Source organism: Streptomyces sp. T39 (assembly GCF_008042045.1).
In the GTDB taxonomy this organism is placed as follows: Bacteria; Actinomycetota; Actinomycetes; order Streptomycetales; family Streptomycetaceae; genus Streptomyces.
Map to the genome: position 1 here is coordinate 1,781 of NZ_RDBP01000059.1, position 17,700 is coordinate 19,480.

17 protein-coding genes and 4 pseudogenes are annotated in these 17,700 nt (G+C 67.3%); 7 read left to right on the top strand and 14 right to left on the bottom strand.

The window, feature by feature from the left end:
• On the top strand, positions 1-1,140 hold a 1,140-nt coding region (locus tag EAO77_RS34320), incomplete at its 5' end, for a helicase associated domain-containing protein (RefSeq protein ID WP_187283538.1).
• A 9-nt stretch (positions 1,141-1,149) separates the two neighbouring features.
• Here EAO77_RS34320 and EAO77_RS34325 read toward each other — a convergent pair.
• Positions 1,150-1,344, bottom strand: a pseudogene (locus tag EAO77_RS34325) (IS5/IS1182 family transposase); the annotation flags it as partial.
• A 199-nt stretch (positions 1,345-1,543) separates the two neighbouring features.
• Between EAO77_RS34325 and EAO77_RS34330 the strand changes: the two are divergent.
• Complete coding sequence (locus EAO77_RS34330) at positions 1,544-2,008, top strand: barstar family protein (protein ID WP_261994279.1); 465 nt, start codon at positions 1,544-1,546, stop codon at positions 2,006-2,008.
• A 4-nt stretch (positions 2,009-2,012) separates the two neighbouring features.
• On the opposite strand, the gene EAO77_RS34335 is transcribed toward EAO77_RS34330, so the two are convergent.
• A protein-coding gene (locus tag EAO77_RS34335) for an IS5 family transposase (protein ID WP_410088753.1) occupies positions 2,013-2,857 on the bottom strand; the annotation gives its coding sequence in 2 pieces (ribosomal slippage) (positions 2,013-2,513 and positions 2,516-2,857; 843 coding nt in all).
• Positions 2,858-2,897: 40 nt separating this feature from the next.
• Between EAO77_RS34335 and EAO77_RS34340 the strand changes: the two genes are divergently transcribed.
• On the top strand, positions 2,898-3,119 hold the full coding sequence (locus EAO77_RS34340; RefSeq protein WP_147992245.1) for a hypothetical protein: 222 nt from the start codon (positions 2,898-2,900) through the stop codon (positions 3,117-3,119).
• Positions 3,120-3,284: 165 nt separating this feature from the next.
• On the opposite strand, the gene EAO77_RS34345 is transcribed toward EAO77_RS34340, so the two are convergent.
• Together EAO77_RS34345 and EAO77_RS34350 are read right to left on the bottom strand one after the other, a co-directional pair.
• Positions 3,285-3,953 (bottom strand): hypothetical protein, encoded by a 669-nt coding sequence (locus EAO77_RS34345; protein WP_147992246.1) that lies wholly within the window; start codon positions 3,951-3,953, stop codon positions 3,285-3,287.
• Positions 3,950-4,153, bottom strand: coding sequence for a hypothetical protein (locus EAO77_RS34350; protein ID WP_147992247.1), 204 nt, complete (start codon positions 4,151-4,153; stop codon positions 3,950-3,952). The genes EAO77_RS34345 and EAO77_RS34350 overlap by 4 nt, the downstream gene beginning before the upstream one ends.
• A 435-nt stretch (positions 4,154-4,588) precedes the next feature.
• Between EAO77_RS34350 and istA the strand changes: the two are divergent.
• Positions 4,589-6,230: pseudogene (gene istA / locus EAO77_RS34355) on the top strand (IS21 family transposase).
• Positions 6,227-6,904 (top strand): annotated as a pseudogene (gene istB, locus EAO77_RS34360) (IS21-like element helper ATPase IstB); the annotation flags it as partial. The pseudogenes istA and istB, both read left to right, overlap by 4 nt.
• Before the next feature lie 497 nt (positions 6,905-7,401).
• On the opposite strand, the gene EAO77_RS34370 reads toward istB, so the two are convergent.
• From EAO77_RS34370 to EAO77_RS34385, 4 genes are all read right to left on the bottom strand, one after another.
• On the bottom strand, positions 7,402-7,866 hold the full coding sequence (locus EAO77_RS34370) for a DUF6228 family protein (RefSeq protein WP_187283539.1): 465 nt from the start codon (positions 7,864-7,866) through the stop codon (positions 7,402-7,404).
• Positions 7,867-7,881: 15 nt separating this feature from the next.
• Entirely contained in the window at positions 7,882-9,141 is a 1,260-nt protein-coding gene (locus EAO77_RS40705; RefSeq protein ID WP_261994280.1) for a tyrosine-type recombinase/integrase, read from the bottom strand.
• A gap of 413 nt (positions 9,142-9,554) precedes the next feature.
• Entirely contained in the window at positions 9,555-9,869 is a 315-nt protein-coding gene (locus EAO77_RS34380) for a helix-turn-helix domain-containing protein (RefSeq protein ID WP_147992249.1), read from the bottom strand.
• The gene (locus tag EAO77_RS34385; protein WP_147992250.1) at positions 9,866-10,930 is read right to left on the bottom strand and encodes a tyrosine-type recombinase/integrase; all 1,065 of its coding nucleotides are present in this window, start codon (positions 10,928-10,930) and stop codon (positions 9,866-9,868) included. The genes EAO77_RS34380 and EAO77_RS34385 overlap by 4 nt, the downstream gene beginning before the upstream one ends.
• A 146-nt stretch (positions 10,931-11,076) precedes the next feature.
• On the opposite strand from EAO77_RS34385, the pseudogene EAO77_RS34390 reads away from it, so the two are divergent.
• A pseudogene (locus EAO77_RS34390) lies at positions 11,077-11,226 on the top strand (ATP-binding protein); the annotation flags it as partial.
• An 85-nt stretch (positions 11,227-11,311) separates the two neighbouring features.
• Positions 11,312-11,728, top strand: a complete 417-nt coding sequence (locus EAO77_RS34395; protein WP_147992251.1) for a hypothetical protein — start codon at positions 11,312-11,314, stop codon at positions 11,726-11,728.
• A gap of 509 nt (positions 11,729-12,237) precedes the next feature.
• Here EAO77_RS34395 and EAO77_RS34405 read toward each other — a convergent pair.
• The 6 genes from EAO77_RS34405 to EAO77_RS34430 form a co-directional block, all read right to left on the bottom strand.
• Positions 12,238-13,170 (bottom strand): IS5 family transposase, encoded by a 933-nt coding sequence (locus EAO77_RS34405; RefSeq protein WP_261994281.1) that lies wholly within the window; start codon positions 13,168-13,170, stop codon positions 12,238-12,240.
• A 310-nt stretch (positions 13,171-13,480) separates the two neighbouring features.
• A complete protein-coding gene (locus EAO77_RS34410; RefSeq protein ID WP_147992253.1) occupies positions 13,481-13,945 on the bottom strand; it encodes a hypothetical protein in 465 nt (154 codons plus the stop codon).
• Between the two features lie 211 nt (positions 13,946-14,156).
• Positions 14,157-15,407, bottom strand: coding sequence for a hypothetical protein (locus EAO77_RS34415; RefSeq protein WP_147992254.1), 1,251 nt, complete (start codon positions 15,405-15,407; stop codon positions 14,157-14,159).
• Entirely contained in the window at positions 15,404-16,234 is an 831-nt protein-coding gene (locus EAO77_RS34420; protein ID WP_315986128.1) for an ATP-binding cassette domain-containing protein, read from the bottom strand. Before EAO77_RS34420 ends, EAO77_RS34415 begins: the two co-directional genes overlap by 4 nt.
• 36 nt (positions 16,235-16,270) lie before the next feature.
• The gene (locus tag EAO77_RS34425) at positions 16,271-16,549 is read right to left on the bottom strand and encodes a hypothetical protein (RefSeq protein ID WP_147992256.1); all 279 of its coding nucleotides are present in this window, start codon (positions 16,547-16,549) and stop codon (positions 16,271-16,273) included.
• A gap of 443 nt (positions 16,550-16,992) precedes the next feature.
• On the bottom strand, positions 16,993-17,643 hold the full coding sequence (locus EAO77_RS34430) for an adenylate kinase (protein WP_147992257.1): 651 nt from the start codon (positions 17,641-17,643) through the stop codon (positions 16,993-16,995).
• Positions 17,644-17,700: the final 57 nt, after the last annotated feature.

Here is a 17,700-nt window from a genome sequence, read left to right on the forward strand (position 1 = left end):
GGGCTTCGGGCGCATGATGAACGCGCGGTGGAAATGCTCGCTATTCCCCAGGAAACCTCGGCTGCAGTGTCTCAGGCGTCGTCGTGGCTGGGCGAGGCGCCCGAGAGCGACGGTGAGGAGGAGCAGCGGCTGCTGCTGCGGTTCGGCACGCACCGGGACCCGCTGTTGGTGGCGCGGCTGGTGCAGTACAACGTGCTGGAGCCGGAGACGGCGGCGTGGAACGCCGGCCACCGCGCCGCAGTGGCGTACCGGCGGCGGGAGGGGCACCTCGCGGTGCCGTACAACCACGTCGAGGGCGGRATCCCGGGCGGGGAGGGTGCCGCAGGCGGGTCGGGGGCGGGGTTTCCGCTGGGCAGGTGGCTGTCGGATCAGCGGCAGGCGATGCGGGCCGGGGGCATCCTCACTCCGCGGGCGGAGAAGCTGGAAGAGCTGGGGATCGTGTGGGATCCGGCGGATGCGGCGTGGGAGGAGAACCTCGGCGCGGCGCGCGCCTACTACGAGGCGTATGCAACTCTCGCAGCTCCGGTCACGGCCTCGATCATGGACAAGCCCATTGGCCAATGGCTGGCGAACGCGCGGAAGAAGCACGGGCTCGGCAAGAACCCTGCCGAGGCAGCGCGCAGAGCCGCTTTGCTGGCCGCCATCGACCCCGACTGGCGACCGGACTGGCCCATCGACTGGCAACGCTCCTACGCCGCCCTGAAGACCGCCCTCGGGCCGAGTGGGGGTGAGGGTGGGGTGCTGGCGTTCGTGGAACCGGGCACATTGGTTCACGGCGTCGACGTCGGCCGCTGGCTCGCCGTGCAGAAACAGGACTGGCAGCGCCTCGCCCCCGGGCAGCGCGAGCGCCTGGAGCAACTCGGCGTACAACCGCGGCCGGCGGCCGAGAAGCCCGCCGCTGCGCGCGGGAAGCGGGCGGGGGCTGGGGCGAGCGCGGCGTTCGACCGCGGGATCGCGGCGCTCGCCCAGTACATCGAGCGGGAAGGACGCACCGTGGTGCCGAGGGGGTGGTGCGAAGACCTGCAGGACGGGACGGCGATCAGGCTCGGTGTGTGGCTCTCCAACACCCGCTCACGGCGTGCCGGGCTCAGCGAGGAACAGCGCAGCCGGCTGGCCGCACTCGGCATCGACTGGGCGTGACACGCTGGCCTTCGGCTCCGGGATGGTGTGCTTGAGCTGCCGTCTCCGCAGGTAGCACCGGTTTCGGCGGGAGCTGTAGGCCTTACCGCCGCCGAGGTGGTCAGGCCGGGTGCGCGGGCGGCCGCCACCTGGGAAGTTGACCCTGATGCGTTCCAGGATCGGGATCAATTGCGGGCTATCGCTCCACTGGCCCGGCGTGATCAGGCGGCCCCGGCCGCCGTCGCGACGGGTACCTCGTCGGCCCCAGCTCCGTCGTCGACGGCCTGCCCCACCTGATCTCCCATGACGTGCCGGTGGCGCCGCTGCCGTGCTAGGCCGTTTCGTTTGGATCTAGACTTTGCAGCTCGCCGCCATGACCGGCTGCCAGCGGTCGACGGCCTGGATCACTGGAGGGAGGGTGGCGGTGGACACCGTGCCCTGGTTGCACGTGGTTGCGAAGCAAGGCGCTCTGCCTGTCGATCTGCTGCTTCCCGTGACCGGCAGGACGTACGTAGCGCGTCTCGACGGCCGGGAGATGCGCGACACGGACGCTGTGTTCCAGCAGTTCTACGACGGACTGAGGCTGCCTGATTACTTCGGGTGGAACTGGAGTGCCCTCTCCGACTGTCTGTGTGATCTGAAATGGCTGTCTTCGGACCACTGGGTGTTGATCGTCGAGGCCGCGGATGAGGCACTGTCGGGCGATCCCTCCGAACAGCGGCTGCTCTTCAACACCCTGCTGCGGGCAGGGCAGCGATGGTCCTACACACAGCGGCCCGAGGGCATCGAACTCGGCAGGCTCGTTGTTGTCATGTCTTGTGACGCCCCGTCCGTCCCGTCCCTGCAGGGACGGCTCCAGTCATGCTTGGAAGAGACGGCATCGCCATAGGGCCTCATCTCGCGGACCAGAGGAAGATGCCGGCGACGTGGAGTCCGGCCAGGTAGATGGTCGCGGTCTTCTCATAGCGGGTTGCGATGCCGCGCCACTGCTTCAGGCGGTTGATGCACCGCTCAACTGTGTTGCGCTGCTTGTATGCCTCGCGGTCGAAGGCGGGTGGCCGACCGCCGCGGCTGCCTCGACGCAGCCGGTGGCCCCGCTGGTCCGCCGGGACGGGGATCACCGCTCGGATCCCGCGTTTGCTCAGGTGGTCGCGAATGGCGCGTGAGGAGTACGCCTTGTCGGCTAGGACCACATCCGGCCTGGTGCGAGGTCTGCCGCGTCGGCGTGGGACACGCAGGCGGGCCATCACGTCCGCGAAAGCGGGTGCGTCACCGGCCTGGCCGGCGGTGAGCACGAAGGCCAACGGTCGGCAATTGCCGGCGGCGGCGAGGTGAATCTTCGTGGTCAGCCCGCCGCGGGAGCGGCCGATGGCATGGTCACCGGGCTCACCGGCCAGGGCCCCTTTTTGCGGGCCCCGGCGGCGTGCTGGTGAGCGCGCACGATCGTGGAGTCCACCGAGACGACCCAGTTCGGATCCTCATCAGCGTCAGCGTGGGCCATCAGCGCGGTGAACACCCGCTCCCACGTCCCGTCGACGGCCCACCTCCGCAGCCGGTTGTATACGCCCCGCCAGTTGCCGTACTTCTCCGGCAGGTGCAGCCACTGCGATCCGGTCTTGAACTTCCAGGTGATCGCGTCGATCACTTCACGGTGCTCCCGCCACCGCCCACCCCGCTTCGGGGTCCGGTCCGGGAGCAACGGCTCGATCCGCGCCCACTGCGCGTCACTCAATGACACACCAGGGCACACGATCAGATGATCCGAACGAAACGGCCTAGTGCTGCATCACCAACTCGACGACGAGCGGCTCCGCACGGTCCTGCGAGGTCTCACGGCTGACGAGGCAGCCGTTGCCGCACGGTGGGCGCAGGGCGCCGGCACATGGACCGAATCTGCCCTCGGTGCCGACCTGCCCGCGGCATACGGCGAGCGGGTGCGCCGCAAGCTCCACCGCCTCGGCGCCCGCCAGGCCCAACGCGCGGTGGCGGTGGCCAGGTGAGCGAAATCCTGTACGCCACCATCCCCGAGTTCCTGGGCGGCCTTACCACAGCTCTCGTTCTTCTCGCCAGCGGAGCTGCCCTGCGTGCATTCCGCTCCAAGTCGAAGCCCTAACAGCCTGAGCAACCCGAACGCAGGGCCCCGCACCGACCGGTGCGGGGCCTTGCTACGCCCGGGAGTAAAGGGGGTTCCCGGCCGAGTCGCATCGCTCAGGAGGGATCAAGCCAAGCTCACGTGCGGTCTGCAGGTCTTGGTACGCCTGCGTACGGCTGACGTAGCTCTGGGGGCACACGTCCTCCACGATCACTTTGCGTGTTGATTTCTCAGGCGAGGCGCAAGCGACGATGAAGGCTGTCTGTTCGATTCGCGGCAAGTAGACGTCCCACCACTTCGGCCCTGTCCGGCGCCGAAGCTCCTTGAGCAAGGCAAGCTGCGGGCTGGGCAGGTGGCCGACCTTGTGCACGGTCGGCGGTGACCAGCCTGTGGCCGCCCACTCCCAGCCCTCTTCTGTCTTCCGGGCAGGACCGAAGGGTACGGCGGCCAGAGCAAGGGGGAGCGCAAGCTTCCGTGCGGCCACCCGCACCTGGTCCCGCTCCCGGTCGGAAGCAACACCGTGGATCGTGATGGCGTTCTCCTGCTCGATGAAGCCCCCACGGTCGACCTCCAGGGCGATGCACATTGCGATGTCCGACGCGTGGCACTTCATGTAGATCCGGAAGCGCGGGGGGAAGAGGTGGCCGGCCACCTTGACCATGGGCTCCTTGAACCACTCCTCATCGCCGGGATGGTCTGAGGTGGGCTCCACATACATGCCCTCGCTCCAGTAGGAGGTCACTGGACCCCCTGGCCGGGGTTGTCCTTGAGTGCGGTGCTCAGCAGCAAGCCCAGCGTGGTGGTCCCGCCGAATGCGACGCCAGCATTCCGGATGGCATCCGTAGCGGCGTGCTTGTCGAGCACGGCGAGGATTACGGCGGCGGCCGCAGCGAGGAGACCCACCAAGACGACTACCAGCACGCGGTAACGAGTAACTGTCATGGGCAACACTCTTGCGCCCGACGTCGAGCCCAATCCAGTTTTGGCCGGTCCGCAGAAGAGGTAGGAAAAATGTGGACAGCCTTTGAACTGGGCAAACATGATGTGGCCCGGGCGGCGTCGAAGGTCTCGGACACGGTGCCGTACTGCCAACCGTGACGGGAGGTCTGCCCTTCCCGGAGCGCGCGCGGCCAGTCTCCGCGTCGAACGCCGTCGCCTGTACACGCCCGGCAAGCTCGGGTACCGCCGCGGCACAGCGACGCAGAAGGACACCTCGGAGCAGCAGGTCAGGGTGGCTTTATTCACCGGTTGTGAAGTCAGTTGTTCACGGGTTTGGGAGGCGCCCAGATCCACGGTCGGGTGATGTTCACGAGTTTTGAAGTCACCGGGGTGCTTGCCAGGGCAGCATCGGGATGCTCCTGGTGAAAGGGCCTGGTCATGCCGCAGATGTCGAAGGTCGAGCTCTACGCGGCGATCCGCCGGGACCACCGCGGCGGCATGAAGATCCGGGAGATCGAGCCGCAAGTACAACGTGTCGTGGCGAACGGTCCGCAAGGCCGTCGACTCGGTCTGGCCCGAGCCGAGGAAGCAGCTGCCGCCACGGCCGACGGCCCTGGATCCGTATAAGTCGGTGATCGACGGGATGCTTCAGGCGGATCTGGACGCGCCGCGCAAGCAGCGGAACACGATCACGCGGATCTTCCATCGCCTGGTCGAGGAACACGCCGCGGACGTCTCCTACCAGATGGTCCGTCGCTACGTCTCCGACAGGAAACCGCAGATCCTCGTCGAGTCGGGGAAGGCGCCGATCGAAGCGTTCGTGCCGCAGACCCACCAGCCTGGCATGGAGGCCGAGGTCGACTTCGGCGACGTGACGATCCGGCTCGCCGGTGAGCTTGTGACCTGCTATTTGTTCTCCTTCCGCCTGTCTTACTCGGGCAAGGCCGTCCATCGCGTGTTCGCGTCCTGCGGTCAGGAGGCCTTCTTCGAAGGGCACGTGCACGCGCTTCGGACGCTGGGTGGGGTCCCGCGGAGCAAGGTCCGCTACGACAACTTGAAGGCTGCCGTCGCCCGAGTACTGGGGCTGAGCCGGGCCAGGGTGGAGGCCGACCGATGGATCGCATTCAGGTCGCACTTCGGGATCGAGAGCTTCTACTGCCGGCCCGGCATCGAGGGCGCCCACGAGAAGGGCGGAGTGGAAGGGCAGATCGGCTACTTCCGCCGCAACCACTTCACACCGGTGCCCGAGGTCGACTCGCTGGCCGAGCTGAACGAGCTCGTCGACCAGTGGGACCTGCATGACGGCCGGCGCCGGATCGGTTCGCGGCCGCGGACGATCGACGAGTACTTCCAGGTCGAGCGTCCGCTGCTGATGCCGCTGCCCGAGGAGCCGTTCGAGACGGGCCGGCTGTTCACTCCGAGGGTCGACCCCTACAGCCAGATCGCGGTCCGCACGAACCGGTACTCGGTCCCGGTCCGGCTGATCGGCAAGCGGGTCCGGGTCGTGCTTCACGCTTCTCACCTGGTGGTTTACGACCGGAACGTGGAAGTTGCCCGGCACGAGCGTCTGATCGCGAAGGGCGGCTGCCGCCTGGATCTGGCCCACTACCTGGAGGCCCTGATCCGCAAGCCGGGGGCTTTCCCCGGCGCGACGGCGCTCGAACAAGCCCGCTCGGCAGGCAAGTTCACCCCGGTCCATGACGCCTGGTGGGCCGCGGCGGTCAGGGCCCACGGAGACACCGCCGGAACCAGGGCCCTGATCGAGGTGCTGCTGCTGGCCCGCCACATCTCGCACGAGCACTTGGTCGCCGGCCTCGCAATGGCTCTGCGGGCCGGGGCCCTGACGGCGGACGCGGTCGCGCTGGAGGCCCGCAAGGTCGCCCAGGCCGAGGACGAACCCGCCGGGCACCCTTCGCCGGCGGACGCTGGCGGCGCGGCCACGGTGACGTTCCTGCACGAGTGGCGGCTCGCGCATCTTCCCCCGGACACCACGCCTCTGCCCTCGGTGACCCACTACGACCAACTGCTCCGACGCCGCCGCGCCAGCGGCGGTGAACACCGCGAGGGAGAAGCACAGTGACCCTGCCCCGCCAGCGAGGATTGACCGAGCAGGCCGCCACCACGGCCATCGACACCGCCTGCCGCCTGCTGCGGCTCCCCTCGATCAGAAACGAGTTCTCCGACATCGCCGACCGGGCGTTGAAGGACCAGATGACCTACCGCGGCTTCCTCGCCGAGCTGCTGATGGCCGAGTGCGACGACCGGTCCCGGCGCCGTTCAGAACGGCGGATCAAGGCGGCAGGCTTCCCCCGGGACAAGTCCCTGCGGACCTTCGACTTCGACGCGAACCCGAACATCGACGCGGCTGTGATCCACACGCTCGCCAGCTGCGACTGGATCAAGAAGAGTCAGCTGCTCTGCCTGATCGGTGACTCCGGGACCGGCAAGTCGCACATGCTGATCGCTCTGGGAACCGAGGCGGCGATGGCCGGCTACCGGGTCAAGTACGTGCTGGCCACGAAGCTGGTCAACGAGCTCGTCGAGGCCGCCGACGAGAAGCAGCTGTCCAAGACGATCGCCCGCTACGGCCGTGTTGATCTTTTGTGCATCGACGAGCTCGGCTACATGGAACTCGACCGCCGCGGCGCCGAGTTCCTCTTCCAGGTCCTGACCGAACGCGAGGAGAAGAACAGCGTCGCCATCGCCTCCAACGAGTCCTTCGGCAAAGCGCACATGTTCCGGCGAACGTGTGCGAGGCAGCGCCGAATGTCGACGGGTTCGGGGGTTCAGCCTGCCGGGTCGGACCGGTGTGTGTGCGCCAGAGCGATCTCAGGGTTTCAAGTTCGGTGCGGGGGAAGTGTTCGCCCCACTTGCCGCGGTATCCGCTCTCGCCGTGCTTCCTGGCGACTTCGTCGAAGCAGCGGATCACTGCTCGCGCCACTGCATCGACGCTCTGCTGGGTCGACCAGATCTCGGTCCCGGCGTTGTCGTGCTTGGCGCCGTCCGGTAGCTGAAGGAGGCGGATCCACACGTCGTTGCCTGCACGGTAGAAGATCCACCGGAAAGCGGTGGGCTCTGCCTCGAACTGGGCACGCGTCTCGGCCTCACCGCTGACCAGCCGGGCGATCGCCGTCAGAAGGTCCTCGGGGGCGCCGGTGATGTACGAGGCTGTGAGTTCGGCATCGGTTTGCCCGTCAGCGATACTGCAGTCCGCCCACCCGTGTCCGTTGAGAGTCCAGACGAGCCGCAGATCAGCCACGGCCACCGTCCTGCTGTGTCAGGAAGCGTCGGACGTCGACCGCGAGGGCAGACATCTGCTCGCCGGCGTCGAGCCAGGTCGTGACGGATGCCTCCCAACCACCGGCCGCACTTCGCCATGGGCGAAGAGTCCAGGTCAGCCCGACGTGACCGCCGGAGTGGAAGACCGCGCTGATGGTGAGATCGCGGTCGTTGGTCTGCCAGACCCGCTGCCCGTCCCAGCCGCGGAAGTCGGCCGCCAGTCCCTCCAGGAAGGGCGCCAGGTCGGCACCCCAGTTCCAGGCGACCACCCCGTCAACGCGGATTGTCAGCCCCGGCGCGGCCGCCTCGACGGCGTACTGCACGCGGTCCTCGTCAGGCCGGGAAGAGTCGCAGAGCCGCACGCTGACGGAGCGGTTGTTGTGGCAGCTGACGGTCACGGCGGTCGGCGTGTCGAGGTCGGTGTCGTGGGAGCTCATCGATTGAACGGTAGATCACGAAGGCCCCACCCGTCGCCGAGAGCACGCGTCAGGGAGGCGTCCTGCATCGACCTGGTCGGCGAGGTAGATCATGACGCCCTCGGGATCCATGCCGAGCCCTGCGGCGACGAGCTTGGGGTCCAGAGTGTTCACGAGGTAGGCAAGGCGGGTGCACCGCAGAGTCCGAGGCGCAACGCCGCAGGGGTCCAGGAGGTGGCTGACATAGGCGGTCGACGCCGGTGCCCGGCCGCTCTTGGTGATCTTGGTGACGATCACATGGGGGTTGTCGGTGTGCTGACTCTCGCGGTGGGCCAGGCAGCGCTGCAGCACCGACCAGCTGGCCGGGTCCATAGGCACCGGATGTGGCCGTTTTCCCAGGCGGAGACTGCGGTTGGTCGGGTCGAGGTCGTCTACGCGCAGGAGCCGGACCTCACTGCTGGAGGCCGCGTGGAGGAGGGCCAGGATTCCGAGCAGTGCCTCGTGCGGGTACGCGTCGGTGCCGGTGGTCCAGCGGCGGAACAGCTGGCGCTGCTGGTCGACGGCGACGGTGGTGCCGCTGAACCCGGACGGGCCTTTGGCCTTCACTCCCCGGGTGGGGTCGATGAGTACGACCTTGCGGGAGCGGGCGAAGCGGAAGTACTGCCGCAGCACGGTCAGTCGGCGTTGGCGGGCCTTGGGCATGGTCGCCAGGAACGCCTCGACGTCGTGCACGTCGGTCAGTGCCCAGTCCTGCTTGTTGCGCGTGCCGGTCAGGAAGCGGGCGAGGTCACGGACGATGGCCAGGGCCGCCTCGATGGTGCTGTCCGTGCGAGGCAGGGTGCCGGCCTTCAGGGCGCGCTCGCGTGCTCGCAGCATGGACTCCGCGAACGCCTGCACCTGCGGCCGCAGCGGGAGCGGGGCGGCGTCGATGCGGCGTCGGCGGCGACCGGCGGCAAGCCGTTGAGCCTGGTCGGTGGGAAGGGCAAGGCCGCGCTGAGTGAAGAAGCCTTCGAGCGCCCGGGCGAGGGAGCCAATCGACCGGCCGGGGTGGCGGGCGCGCTCCAGCAGGGCCTGGGGGTGGTTGGGCTGTTCGTCCTCCAGCAGTCTGCCCAAGGTGCTGATCATGGTGCAGGCGCGACTCGCGCAGTGCCGTTCGGCGAGATGGCCGGCGAAGTCACCAAGCCAGGGCACCGGCTCGGCGAGCCGCGCGGCCAGATTCTCGGCAGCGAAGAAGGGCCGGTCGGGGTGCTTCTGCCAGCAGGCCGAACAGAGTCCGAGCCCGGCATGGCGCCGCACCTGGCCGCAGTCGGCGCACTTCCGCGGTGGCTGCTTGGTTTGCCGCTGGCGCGAGCAGTGGCCGCACCATCCCGTGCCGGTCTGCAGGAAGCCGGGCCGCTGACAGCGAGGACAGAGCCGCTTCGCGGCCTGCCTGTCGGCTTCGCGTCGGCAGATCCCGCAGTGGCTGGCGGCCGGTGAGCGGACCGGGCGGCCGCAGCCCGCGCAGGTCCGCGAGCAGGTGATGCACCGTCCGGTGTCGGCCTGCAGGACGCGTGACCGCCCACAGGCAGGGCAGGACGCGCGAGCGGCTTCGTCCTTCATCCGGGCCGTCCAGCGGCAGCAGTGCTGCCGGTCGATGAAGCCGACCGGCGCCCCGCACCCGACGCAGTCCCGCTGTCGCTTGCCCATGCCTCGCCCGCACCATCCTTTGCTCAGATCGGCGGCATGGACCGGCCCCGGGCCGAGGCGACCCGGGGAAGATCTACCGCTGGTCGAGGAGGAGCCGGAGGACGTTCGACTGGGGTGGTGTCGACCTCGATCAGGTCGTTGGGGGTGCACTCCAACGCGGTGCACAACGCTGCGAGCGTGGACATCTTCACCTGCGAGGGTTCCTTGGTGAACAGGGCAGACACCGAGGCGGAGGACAGTTCCAGGCCGGCCTTCTCGGCCAGGAGCCGCCGCAGCTGGGCACCGGTCCAGACCTCGCGCTGAGCGGCGGCCATCCGCAGCTTCCACTTGATGTTCACGGCGTGGGTTCCTCTCCGGTGAGCTCGCCGAGCGTGCTGGTCACGGCGCGTCGATATGCGTCCTCGATGAACGTGGCCGAGGGCCGGACGTATCTCATCGTGGAACTGACAGTCCAATGACCGAGCAGCTGCTGGATGGCCACCAGGTCCACTCCGCGCTCGTAGTTGTGGGTCGCGCAGGCCCTCCGCAGTGCATGTGGGCTGAACCGGTCAGCGGCTGGGCGGCCCTCCAGTTCCATCAGATAGCGCAGGCGATTGCGGACGGTGCCCTGGTGCAGGTGGCCGCCCGACTCGTCGGCGAACAGCGGGGGCGAGTCGGGGAACTTGCCGCGGACGTCGTCGAGGAACCAGCGCAGGACAAGGTCCAGCTGGTCGAGCATGGGCACCCAGCGCGGCCGGGGGCCGGAGGTGTGGGCGCCCTTGCCGAAGCGCACGTGCAGTTTGCCGAACGGGCCGCGGCCGAAGTGGACGTCTGGGCGATCCAGGAGCGAAGCCTCCTCCGAGCGCAGGCCGGCGTGATACAGCGTCCGGAACAGCGCGTAGTCGCGGGCGGCGGGTGCGTACTTGCGGGCGGTGGCGATCCTGGCCTTGAGGAAGTCGAAGAACTCCTCGACCCGCTCCGGCGTCGGTGGCGGCAGCAGGGCTGGCGAGTCGTCGCCGACATGCCGCGACGCGTTGAACTCGTCCACCGGGCAGACCAGCCGGACCCCGAACGCGGCCTCGATCTCAACGGCCCTACGGGCCTGCAGGAACCGGTGGAAGCCCTTGAAGATCTGGACGTATCCGCGGCGGGTGGACGGAGCCCGCCCCTCCACGGCCAGGCCACCGACCACGCGGTCGATGTCCTCGGGCGTGACATCCCATGCCGGCCGCCCCAGCGCCTTCAATGTCCGCTCCAGCAGGCCGATGTCGTTGTCTACCGTCACCGGGCTGAACCCTCGGGCCCGCCAGGAAGCCACGAACGCCTCCACACACAGGGCCTGGAACTCCCATGGATCCCAGGCAACGGGTATCTCGGGCACCGTCCGGCCCTCGATCACCCGCAGACGCGACTCCACCATCCGGCACACCTTTCTCGCACCTGACGAATGAAGGTAGCGCCTACAAAACCGCGCTGTCAGCAAGACAATCAAAGAGCCGCCCAGGACCCAGATACGGGCACGTCGCAGGGCGGATGCGATCCAACGAACAAGTGCCAGCCCCAGTTGGCTGGACCAAGACGTTCACCGACCCCCGCCTCTGCGCGGCCATCGTCGACCGGCTCACCTTCAACGGCACCATCATCGAGACCGGCACCGACTCCTACCGCCTCGCCAGCACCCGAGCCCGCGCCGAGGAGGCGGCCAAGGCCGGCTGATCTCTGCCGCTTCCTGCCTCGACGGCCCGCCGCCCTCCGGGCGCCGGGCCGTCAGCCTGAGACGCTCCAGTAGGCTGCGCTGGTCATGGACACGCACGCCGCACCCGAGCAGACCCAGCACCACGCGATCGCTTGTGGTCCGCCGATCCGGCAGCTCTTCCGGGACGTCATCGCCGATCGCCTGCCGGACCGCATGCCGCTCCAAGCGGCGATGCTGTTCGGCTCAGAGATCGACCCCGACTGGGACGACCGGGCCTTCCTCGCCGAGTTCTACAACGAGATCCTCCATCAGGACACCTGCCAGCCGACCACCGCTGACGGCCTCGTCCTGCTCGTGGCCCTGGCCGTCGACGACCGGATTCCCGCCCGACACCGGTTCCAAGCCGTCGACCTGCTGTTCCGGTCCGCCACCGTTGCCGAGCGCCACCTCGCTGAGACCTGGCCGGCCACCCCGCAGCATGCCGATCCCGACAGCGAGGCCCGGGCCCGCAACGCGGTCTAGTTGCACACCCCTGATCTGCTGGCCCGCTGGCCCGCCGAATGCCCCGCAGTTCGGATGGCCCTCGCCGGCCTCGCAGTCGTCTTCCCGACGGACCGCACTCTGCCCGCCCTGACAGCGCGCCTGCACACCATCATGAACCAGCACCCCCAGGGCACCGACATCGGTGACTACGTGCGCTTCATCCTCGTGCTGGCCGCCCAAGACGACAGTCAGACTCTCGCGGTGATCGAGAAACTCACCGACGCCTACTGGACGGGCACGGGCTCTCCACCTCCTCGGCCAGATGCTGGCCAGGGTCGGAGCCGGACTCACCCGCCCAGCACCCGCACCCGCACCCGCACCCGCACCCGCCGGGCAGTGACGCGCCGCCGACGCTGCTAAATCCCGCGAACAGGACGGCGAGACCATTGACACGGAGATCGCGGACGCGATCCTGAGTGATCTGGCTGACCTCGTCAGCAGCGCCCGGCGCCAGAACCAGGGCGTCTACTGCTGGGTCGCGTAGGAGCTCATGTGCGGAGCCAGATGGCGACGGCCGCCGCGGTGGCGGTGCCGAGGAAGACGTAGCCGCGCTTGTCATAGCGAGTAGCAACGGCTCGGGACTGCTTCAGGCGGTTGATCGCCCGTTCGACAGTGTTGCGCTTCTTGTAGCGGTCCTCATCGAAGCCGGGCGGCCGTCCACCGCGTGAGCCCTTGCGAAGGCGGGCCGCCTGGCTGTCGGTCTTCTCCGGGATGGTGTGGCGGATGCCCCGTCGTCGCAGGTACTCGCGGATGGGGCCGTTGCTGTAAGCCTTGTCGGCCGCGAGGCTGTCAGGCTTCTTGCGTGGCCGGCCCAGGCCAGGTCTGGGCACCCGGATCTTCTCAAGGACCGGCTTGAACTGGGTGCAGTCCGCCCGCTGACCTGGCGTGACGATCAAGGACAGCGGGCGGCAGCGGCCGTCCGCGCTCAGGTAGAGCTTGCTGGTGAACCCGCCGCGCGAGCGGCCCAGGCCCTCGCTTCCAGCACCACCTCCACCAGGCGGGCGACGAGACTCTGCCACGGCGTCTCGTCCTGTTGTTCCATCCCTTCGGCCCCTTTTGATCCCGGTGCCGGAGGCGGGTCGGTACGGGCGCCGGCCGCGTGCTGATGCGCGCGGACGATGGTGGAGTCGACCGAGATGTCCCAGTCGATCTCGCCAGCGGCGTCGGCCACGGCCTGGACCTGCTGGAGCAAGCGTTCCCAGTTTGCCGTCGGCCGACCACAGGCGGTGGCGCTCGTAGACCGTCTTCCACGGCCCGAACCGTTCAGGCAGATCACGCCACTGCACCCCGGTCCGCACCCGGTGCAGAATCCCGTCGATCACCTGCCGGTGATCCCGCCACCTGCCACAACGCCCGTTGCTGACCGGCAGGAACGGCCGCAGCCGCTCCCACTCGGCATCACTCAGATCACCCCGCCCCATGCCCACAGGAACGACTCGGGCACGGAGTAGTCACATGATCGGCCGGACAAGTCCTAGAAGTGAACAAAGCCATCAGGGCATCGCCACGGACCTGCTCGCCTCCCTGGCCGCTAACGAGACGGCTCAACTGCAGGCTGTGTTCGACGAACTGACCGGGGCGGGATGGCTTGCCGGGGCCGTGGTCGCCGGCACGCGCCTTCGCGGGCAGTTGACGGAGCGGGTCCTTCCTCTCCCATGCCCTCGTCCGACATGAAGGCCCTCGCCCGGAGACAGACGAGTCACGACGTGAGATACGAGGACCTGGCCTTCGTCACCCCTGCTGAAGCAGACGTCGCAGGCGCCAGGGTGTCATCCGGTAGGCCGCTATCCCTACGGCCAGCAGTCCCAGACTCATCCCGAGACTGGTCGGCTGCTCCAACGGCGAGCGGGTGAAGTCCCACCATGGATAGCTGCCTGTTATATCCTGCACACTCCAGTAGCTGACGAGAAGAAGAACCAATGCGGGCAAGATCCACCCCTGTCGCCAACCGAACATGCGCCCGCTGAGCAGACCCAGCCCGGTCCATCCAGGAAGAGCACCGGCCATGACTTCCAGTACTCGGCCTTCCACGGACATGGCGCACGTGCCCAGGAAAATGGTCATGCTCATGGCCCACAGAATTGACAGCCGCAACGCCCTCCCGCGGTGAAAGCGGGTAGTGCCGACTGCCTCCAGCGCCGCCATGCGACTGTGCAGGGACAGAACAGGCAGGACGCCCGCGAACATGGCCAGCATTCGCCAGCTCGGAGTCCCTGGGCCTTGCGACCCCGCCACGGTAGGCAGAGGGGCCATTTTGTCTCCCAGCCAGGCAACGGCCAGCCCGCTGAGCAGGACCATGAGCAGGACGCTGCCCGGCTGCCTTACGCCGCACGGTGGGTGGAAGCGATTGCCCCGACCGAGCCACCGGGTTGGCAGCAATGTGCCGGGGCGTGTACCGGAAGGAGTGTCAGGCACAGTACTTGTCCAGGACGCGCCGCACCGTTGCCGTGACCCACGCGCTCTGCTCCGCCGCAGGACGGTCGGCCATTTCCTTGCCGGTCTCCATTGCCTTCGCCATGGATGCCGTCATTCCCGCTTCCTTGTACTCCGGCTCGCCGCCACCGGCCAGCCGTTTCTCCAGCCAACGTTCCACAGCGAGCACCGATTGATCGTCGGCGTTCTCTAGAGCGAGAAAGCCCTTGAAGTTGTTTTCTTGGCAGGCGGCGAACGTCTGCGTGCTGATCGCCCTTGCCACACCGTCTGCCATTGACCAGACGGAACCGCTGTCGAGGTAGAAGTCACCGCCCCACCTGCGGTCCATGGTGTAGACAAGGCCGTTCGAGTACACCGTCTTCGGCATGTCCAGTACTGGAGGGAGGTGTTCGGCCCGCGTCAGCACATCCTGGGCCATCGCCTTGTACTTGTCCTCCTCGGGCCACAAGCAGATGTCGGCACTGCCCTTGACGCAGGTCATTGATGGGGAGCCGTGCCGCTCATCAATCACAGGATTTCCAGAGGCTGCCGCGGTCGCGGCGAGAGCCAGGATGGTAGCAAGCCCTGCCAGTGGGTTGATGCGCGAGATTCGGGGGCCGTACGGCAGCCAGAGGCAGGCAGTAAGGAGCAGCAACGCGGCCAGCAAACGCATCCCTATGTCCGGGAGGTCGGGCTGCATTCGGGCCGGGCCATTTGTTACGGAAAAGTCGATGTCGAGCGCCATGGGAATGAGCAGCCAGCCGAGAGCACCGGCCGCCGGCCCCCAGCGGGTGGACAGCAGCCGCCCGACGACCCAGCCGAATCCTGTCGCGGTCAGGAGGGTCGCGACACCGAGCAGGAAGTACCCCAGGTACTGGTTGAAGCCGGGCGGCCACGAAGACGCTGTGACTGTGAAGCAGACCGCCTGCCCTACCAGGTACGGAACGAGGAAGAGATACAGGACCACGGCAAGGCGTGACAGTTCGGCCTGCGGCCTGGGACGGGGCATCGCGGCCAGAGTGTCTGCCGTCTCGACCGGGCGGCGCAGCGAGGAGGTCCACGCTGTTGCAGCCGCGGCGAAAACGCCCAGGAGGAGGGTGGGAACCTGTCCTACGGCGCCGGTGTCTCCCCACAACCCGTGCCAGTAGTCGTCACGGGCGAGGATGAGGATGAGATCGAGTGCGATCAGGGGAACGAGTAGCCACCGCAGCGGGGAAGAACGCAGTGCGAGGAGAAAAGAGGTCACAGTTCCCGCTCTCCGTCCGGCAACAGTTCCATGTAGGCGCGCTCCAACGGGGTGTGTCCGGCGGTCCCGTCAGCGGCCCGGTCTGCCATCTCGGCCACCTCACCATGGAAGAGCACCCGCCCGCTGTGCAGGACGACGACGCGATCACAAGCGGCGGCCACATCGTCAATGAGGTGAGTGCTCAGGAGGACTGTGGTGTCCGTGAGTTCAGCGAGGATCCGACGGAACTGCAGGCGCTGGCGTGGGTCCAGACCTACGGTGGGCTCGTCAAGGATCACCAGATCAGGGTCGCCGACGATGGCCCATGCGATTCCCGCACGCTGCCGCATGCCACCGGAGAGCCGGGACATCCGCTCCTGCTTGCGGTCCGCCAAGTCAACCTGGCTCAGTGCTCGCGCAACAGCGCTGGGCCGGAGTTTGCCAGGGACCTCGCGCATCCATGCCGCATACTCGACGAAGTCACGCACGCGCATCCCCGGGTCCCATCCGAACCGCTGGGGCAGATAGCCGATCCTGCGGCGGATGTGCCTCGCGGCCTTCTCTCCCTCGATGGTCACACCATCGAGGGCAACACGGCCGCGCAGAGGTGGCTGCACCGTAGCCAGGGTCCGCATCAAAGTTGACTTACCTGCGCCGTTGGGCCCGAGGAGGCCAGTTACACCGGGGCGGAGTTCGAGGTCGAGTCCCTCAAGGACCACACGTCCCGAATATCCCTGACGAAGGTCGGATACGTGAACCTGCATATAGGCACCTTGCCGTGCGTGAGTAAAATGGGAAACGCGGCCTGTCTGCCCGCAATTGGAGTGCGGGCAGACAGGCCGCAGCATCACTGCATCAGGCCGCTGGCGGCGGCGCGAGGCTTCCTACTCGTAGAAGTAGGTCTGCACGCCCGCTGCGGACCAGTCGCAGTCGTGCCCGTTGTACACCGCAGTACTGCCCATTCTCCGCCACTGCTCCATCGTGTTGTCCGGCTCGAAGCTGCAGTTGGCCGTGGACACGTACGTACCGGTGTAGTTCGCACCGAGGCTGCCGCATCGCTGGTCCCAGTCGGTGTTGTACCACCGGCCGAAGCAGTTGTGGACCTTGTTTCCGTCACCGCCGGCAGAGGCCTGCGGCGCGACGGCGACCGCTGCGCCGCCCATTATCAGCAGGCCGGCGCAGGTGGATGCCGTACGTGCACGCCAGTCGGAACTCATCCGCATGAGGAAAGCCCTCCCCTAGAGTTGACCAATTCTGACCCAAACGGGCCGAACTAGTGTCTGGTTGTGCTTGTCGTCGCAACCCTGCCACGGATGCTGTCAGACCAGCATGCGGTTTCTTTGACGTGTCCGGAACCTGACGATCTGGCTGGCCGCCCATGTCGGCAAGGGGGCAACCCTCACACCGCAAGACGGTTTCGGCCAAAGAGGCTGCACGGGTGCGAGTGAACATGGCCTTCCCGCCCGGTCGCCCCGCCTCGCATCGATATTTTTACCCTTTTCCGTCCAAGCCCCCGGACACTCGCATGCCGGCATCATCTTGGGTAAAAAATCGAAGGCCATACCCTGACAATCAGGTCGACAATTCTACATTCCGGAGGCATCGACTATTCTTTGCCGATTGAACGGAGCGCGCGGTTCAGGACCTCTTTCACGGAGCCCAGGGCCGAGATTGTGGTTACGAAACCCTGGGCTTGATATCGGTCAATGACCGGAGCCGTCTCGCTGCGATATACCTTAAGTCGTTGTCGAATAGTTGCCTCGCGATCGTCATCTCGCTGGTAGAGCTCCCCTCCACAGGCGTCGCACACACCCGCGACTTCAGGGGGATTGAAGTAGACGTGGAAGATGTGCCCGCGATCCATTCGGCACAACCGCCGTCCAGTGACTCGCTTGACCACTTCCGCTTCGGAAATCTCCAGCTCGAGCACAGCATCCAGCTTTGATTCCGGGTCGACCAGGATGCCGTCCAGCGCCTCAGCCTGGGCGAGATTCCGGGGGAAGCCGTCTAGTAAGAAACCGCCCTGAGCGTCGGGACGGGCTAGGCGCTCCTTGACCATGCCGATCGTGACCTCATCCGGCACCAAAAGGCCGTCGCGGATACAGGTGCGGGCGTGCTGTCCAAGCTCGGTTCCCTGGTCAATATGCTCGCGGAATAGATCACCCGTGGAAATGTGAGGGATCGACAGATGTGCGGCAAGACGCACCGCCTGCGTGCCCTTGCCAGCTCCGGGCGGCCCGATGAGGACAATGCGCATCGATGAGATACCCCTTCGCCATGCGTGGTCAAGTCGTCTCGGGACACAGGATCTCTG

Excerpts from the sequence above, each read along its gene's own strand:
- EAO77_RS34350 (WP_147992247.1), bottom strand. The coding sequence starts at position 4,153 with ATGACAGTTACTCGTTACCGCGTGCTGGTAGTCGTCTTGGTGGGTCTC.
- EAO77_RS34370 (WP_187283539.1), bottom strand. The coding sequence starts at position 7,866 with ATGAGCTCCCACGACACCGACCTCGACACGCCGACCGCCGTGACCGTC.
- EAO77_RS34385 (WP_147992250.1), bottom strand. The coding sequence starts at position 10,930 with ATGGTGGAGTCGCGTCTGCGGGTGATCGAGGGCCGGACGGTGCCCGAG.
- EAO77_RS34395 (WP_147992251.1), top strand. The coding sequence starts at position 11,312 with ATGGACACGCACGCCGCACCCGAGCAGACCCAGCACCACGCGATCGCT.
- EAO77_RS34405 (WP_261994281.1), bottom strand. The coding sequence starts at position 13,170 with ATGGGGCGGGGTGATCTGAGTGATGCCGAGTGGGAGCGGCTGCGGCCG.
- EAO77_RS34410 (WP_147992253.1), bottom strand. The coding sequence starts at position 13,945 with ATGCTGGCCATGTTCGCGGGCGTCCTGCCTGTTCTGTCCCTGCACAGT.
- EAO77_RS34420 (WP_315986128.1), bottom strand. The coding sequence starts at position 16,234 with ATGCTGCGGCCTGTCTGCCCGCACTCCAATTGCGGGCAGACAGGCCGC.
- EAO77_RS34425 (WP_147992256.1), bottom strand. The coding sequence starts at position 16,549 with ATGGGCGGCGCAGCGGTCGCCGTCGCGCCGCAGGCCTCTGCCGGCGGT.
- EAO77_RS34430 (WP_147992257.1), bottom strand. The coding sequence starts at position 17,643 with ATGCGCATTGTCCTCATCGGGCCGCCCGGAGCTGGCAAGGGCACGCAG.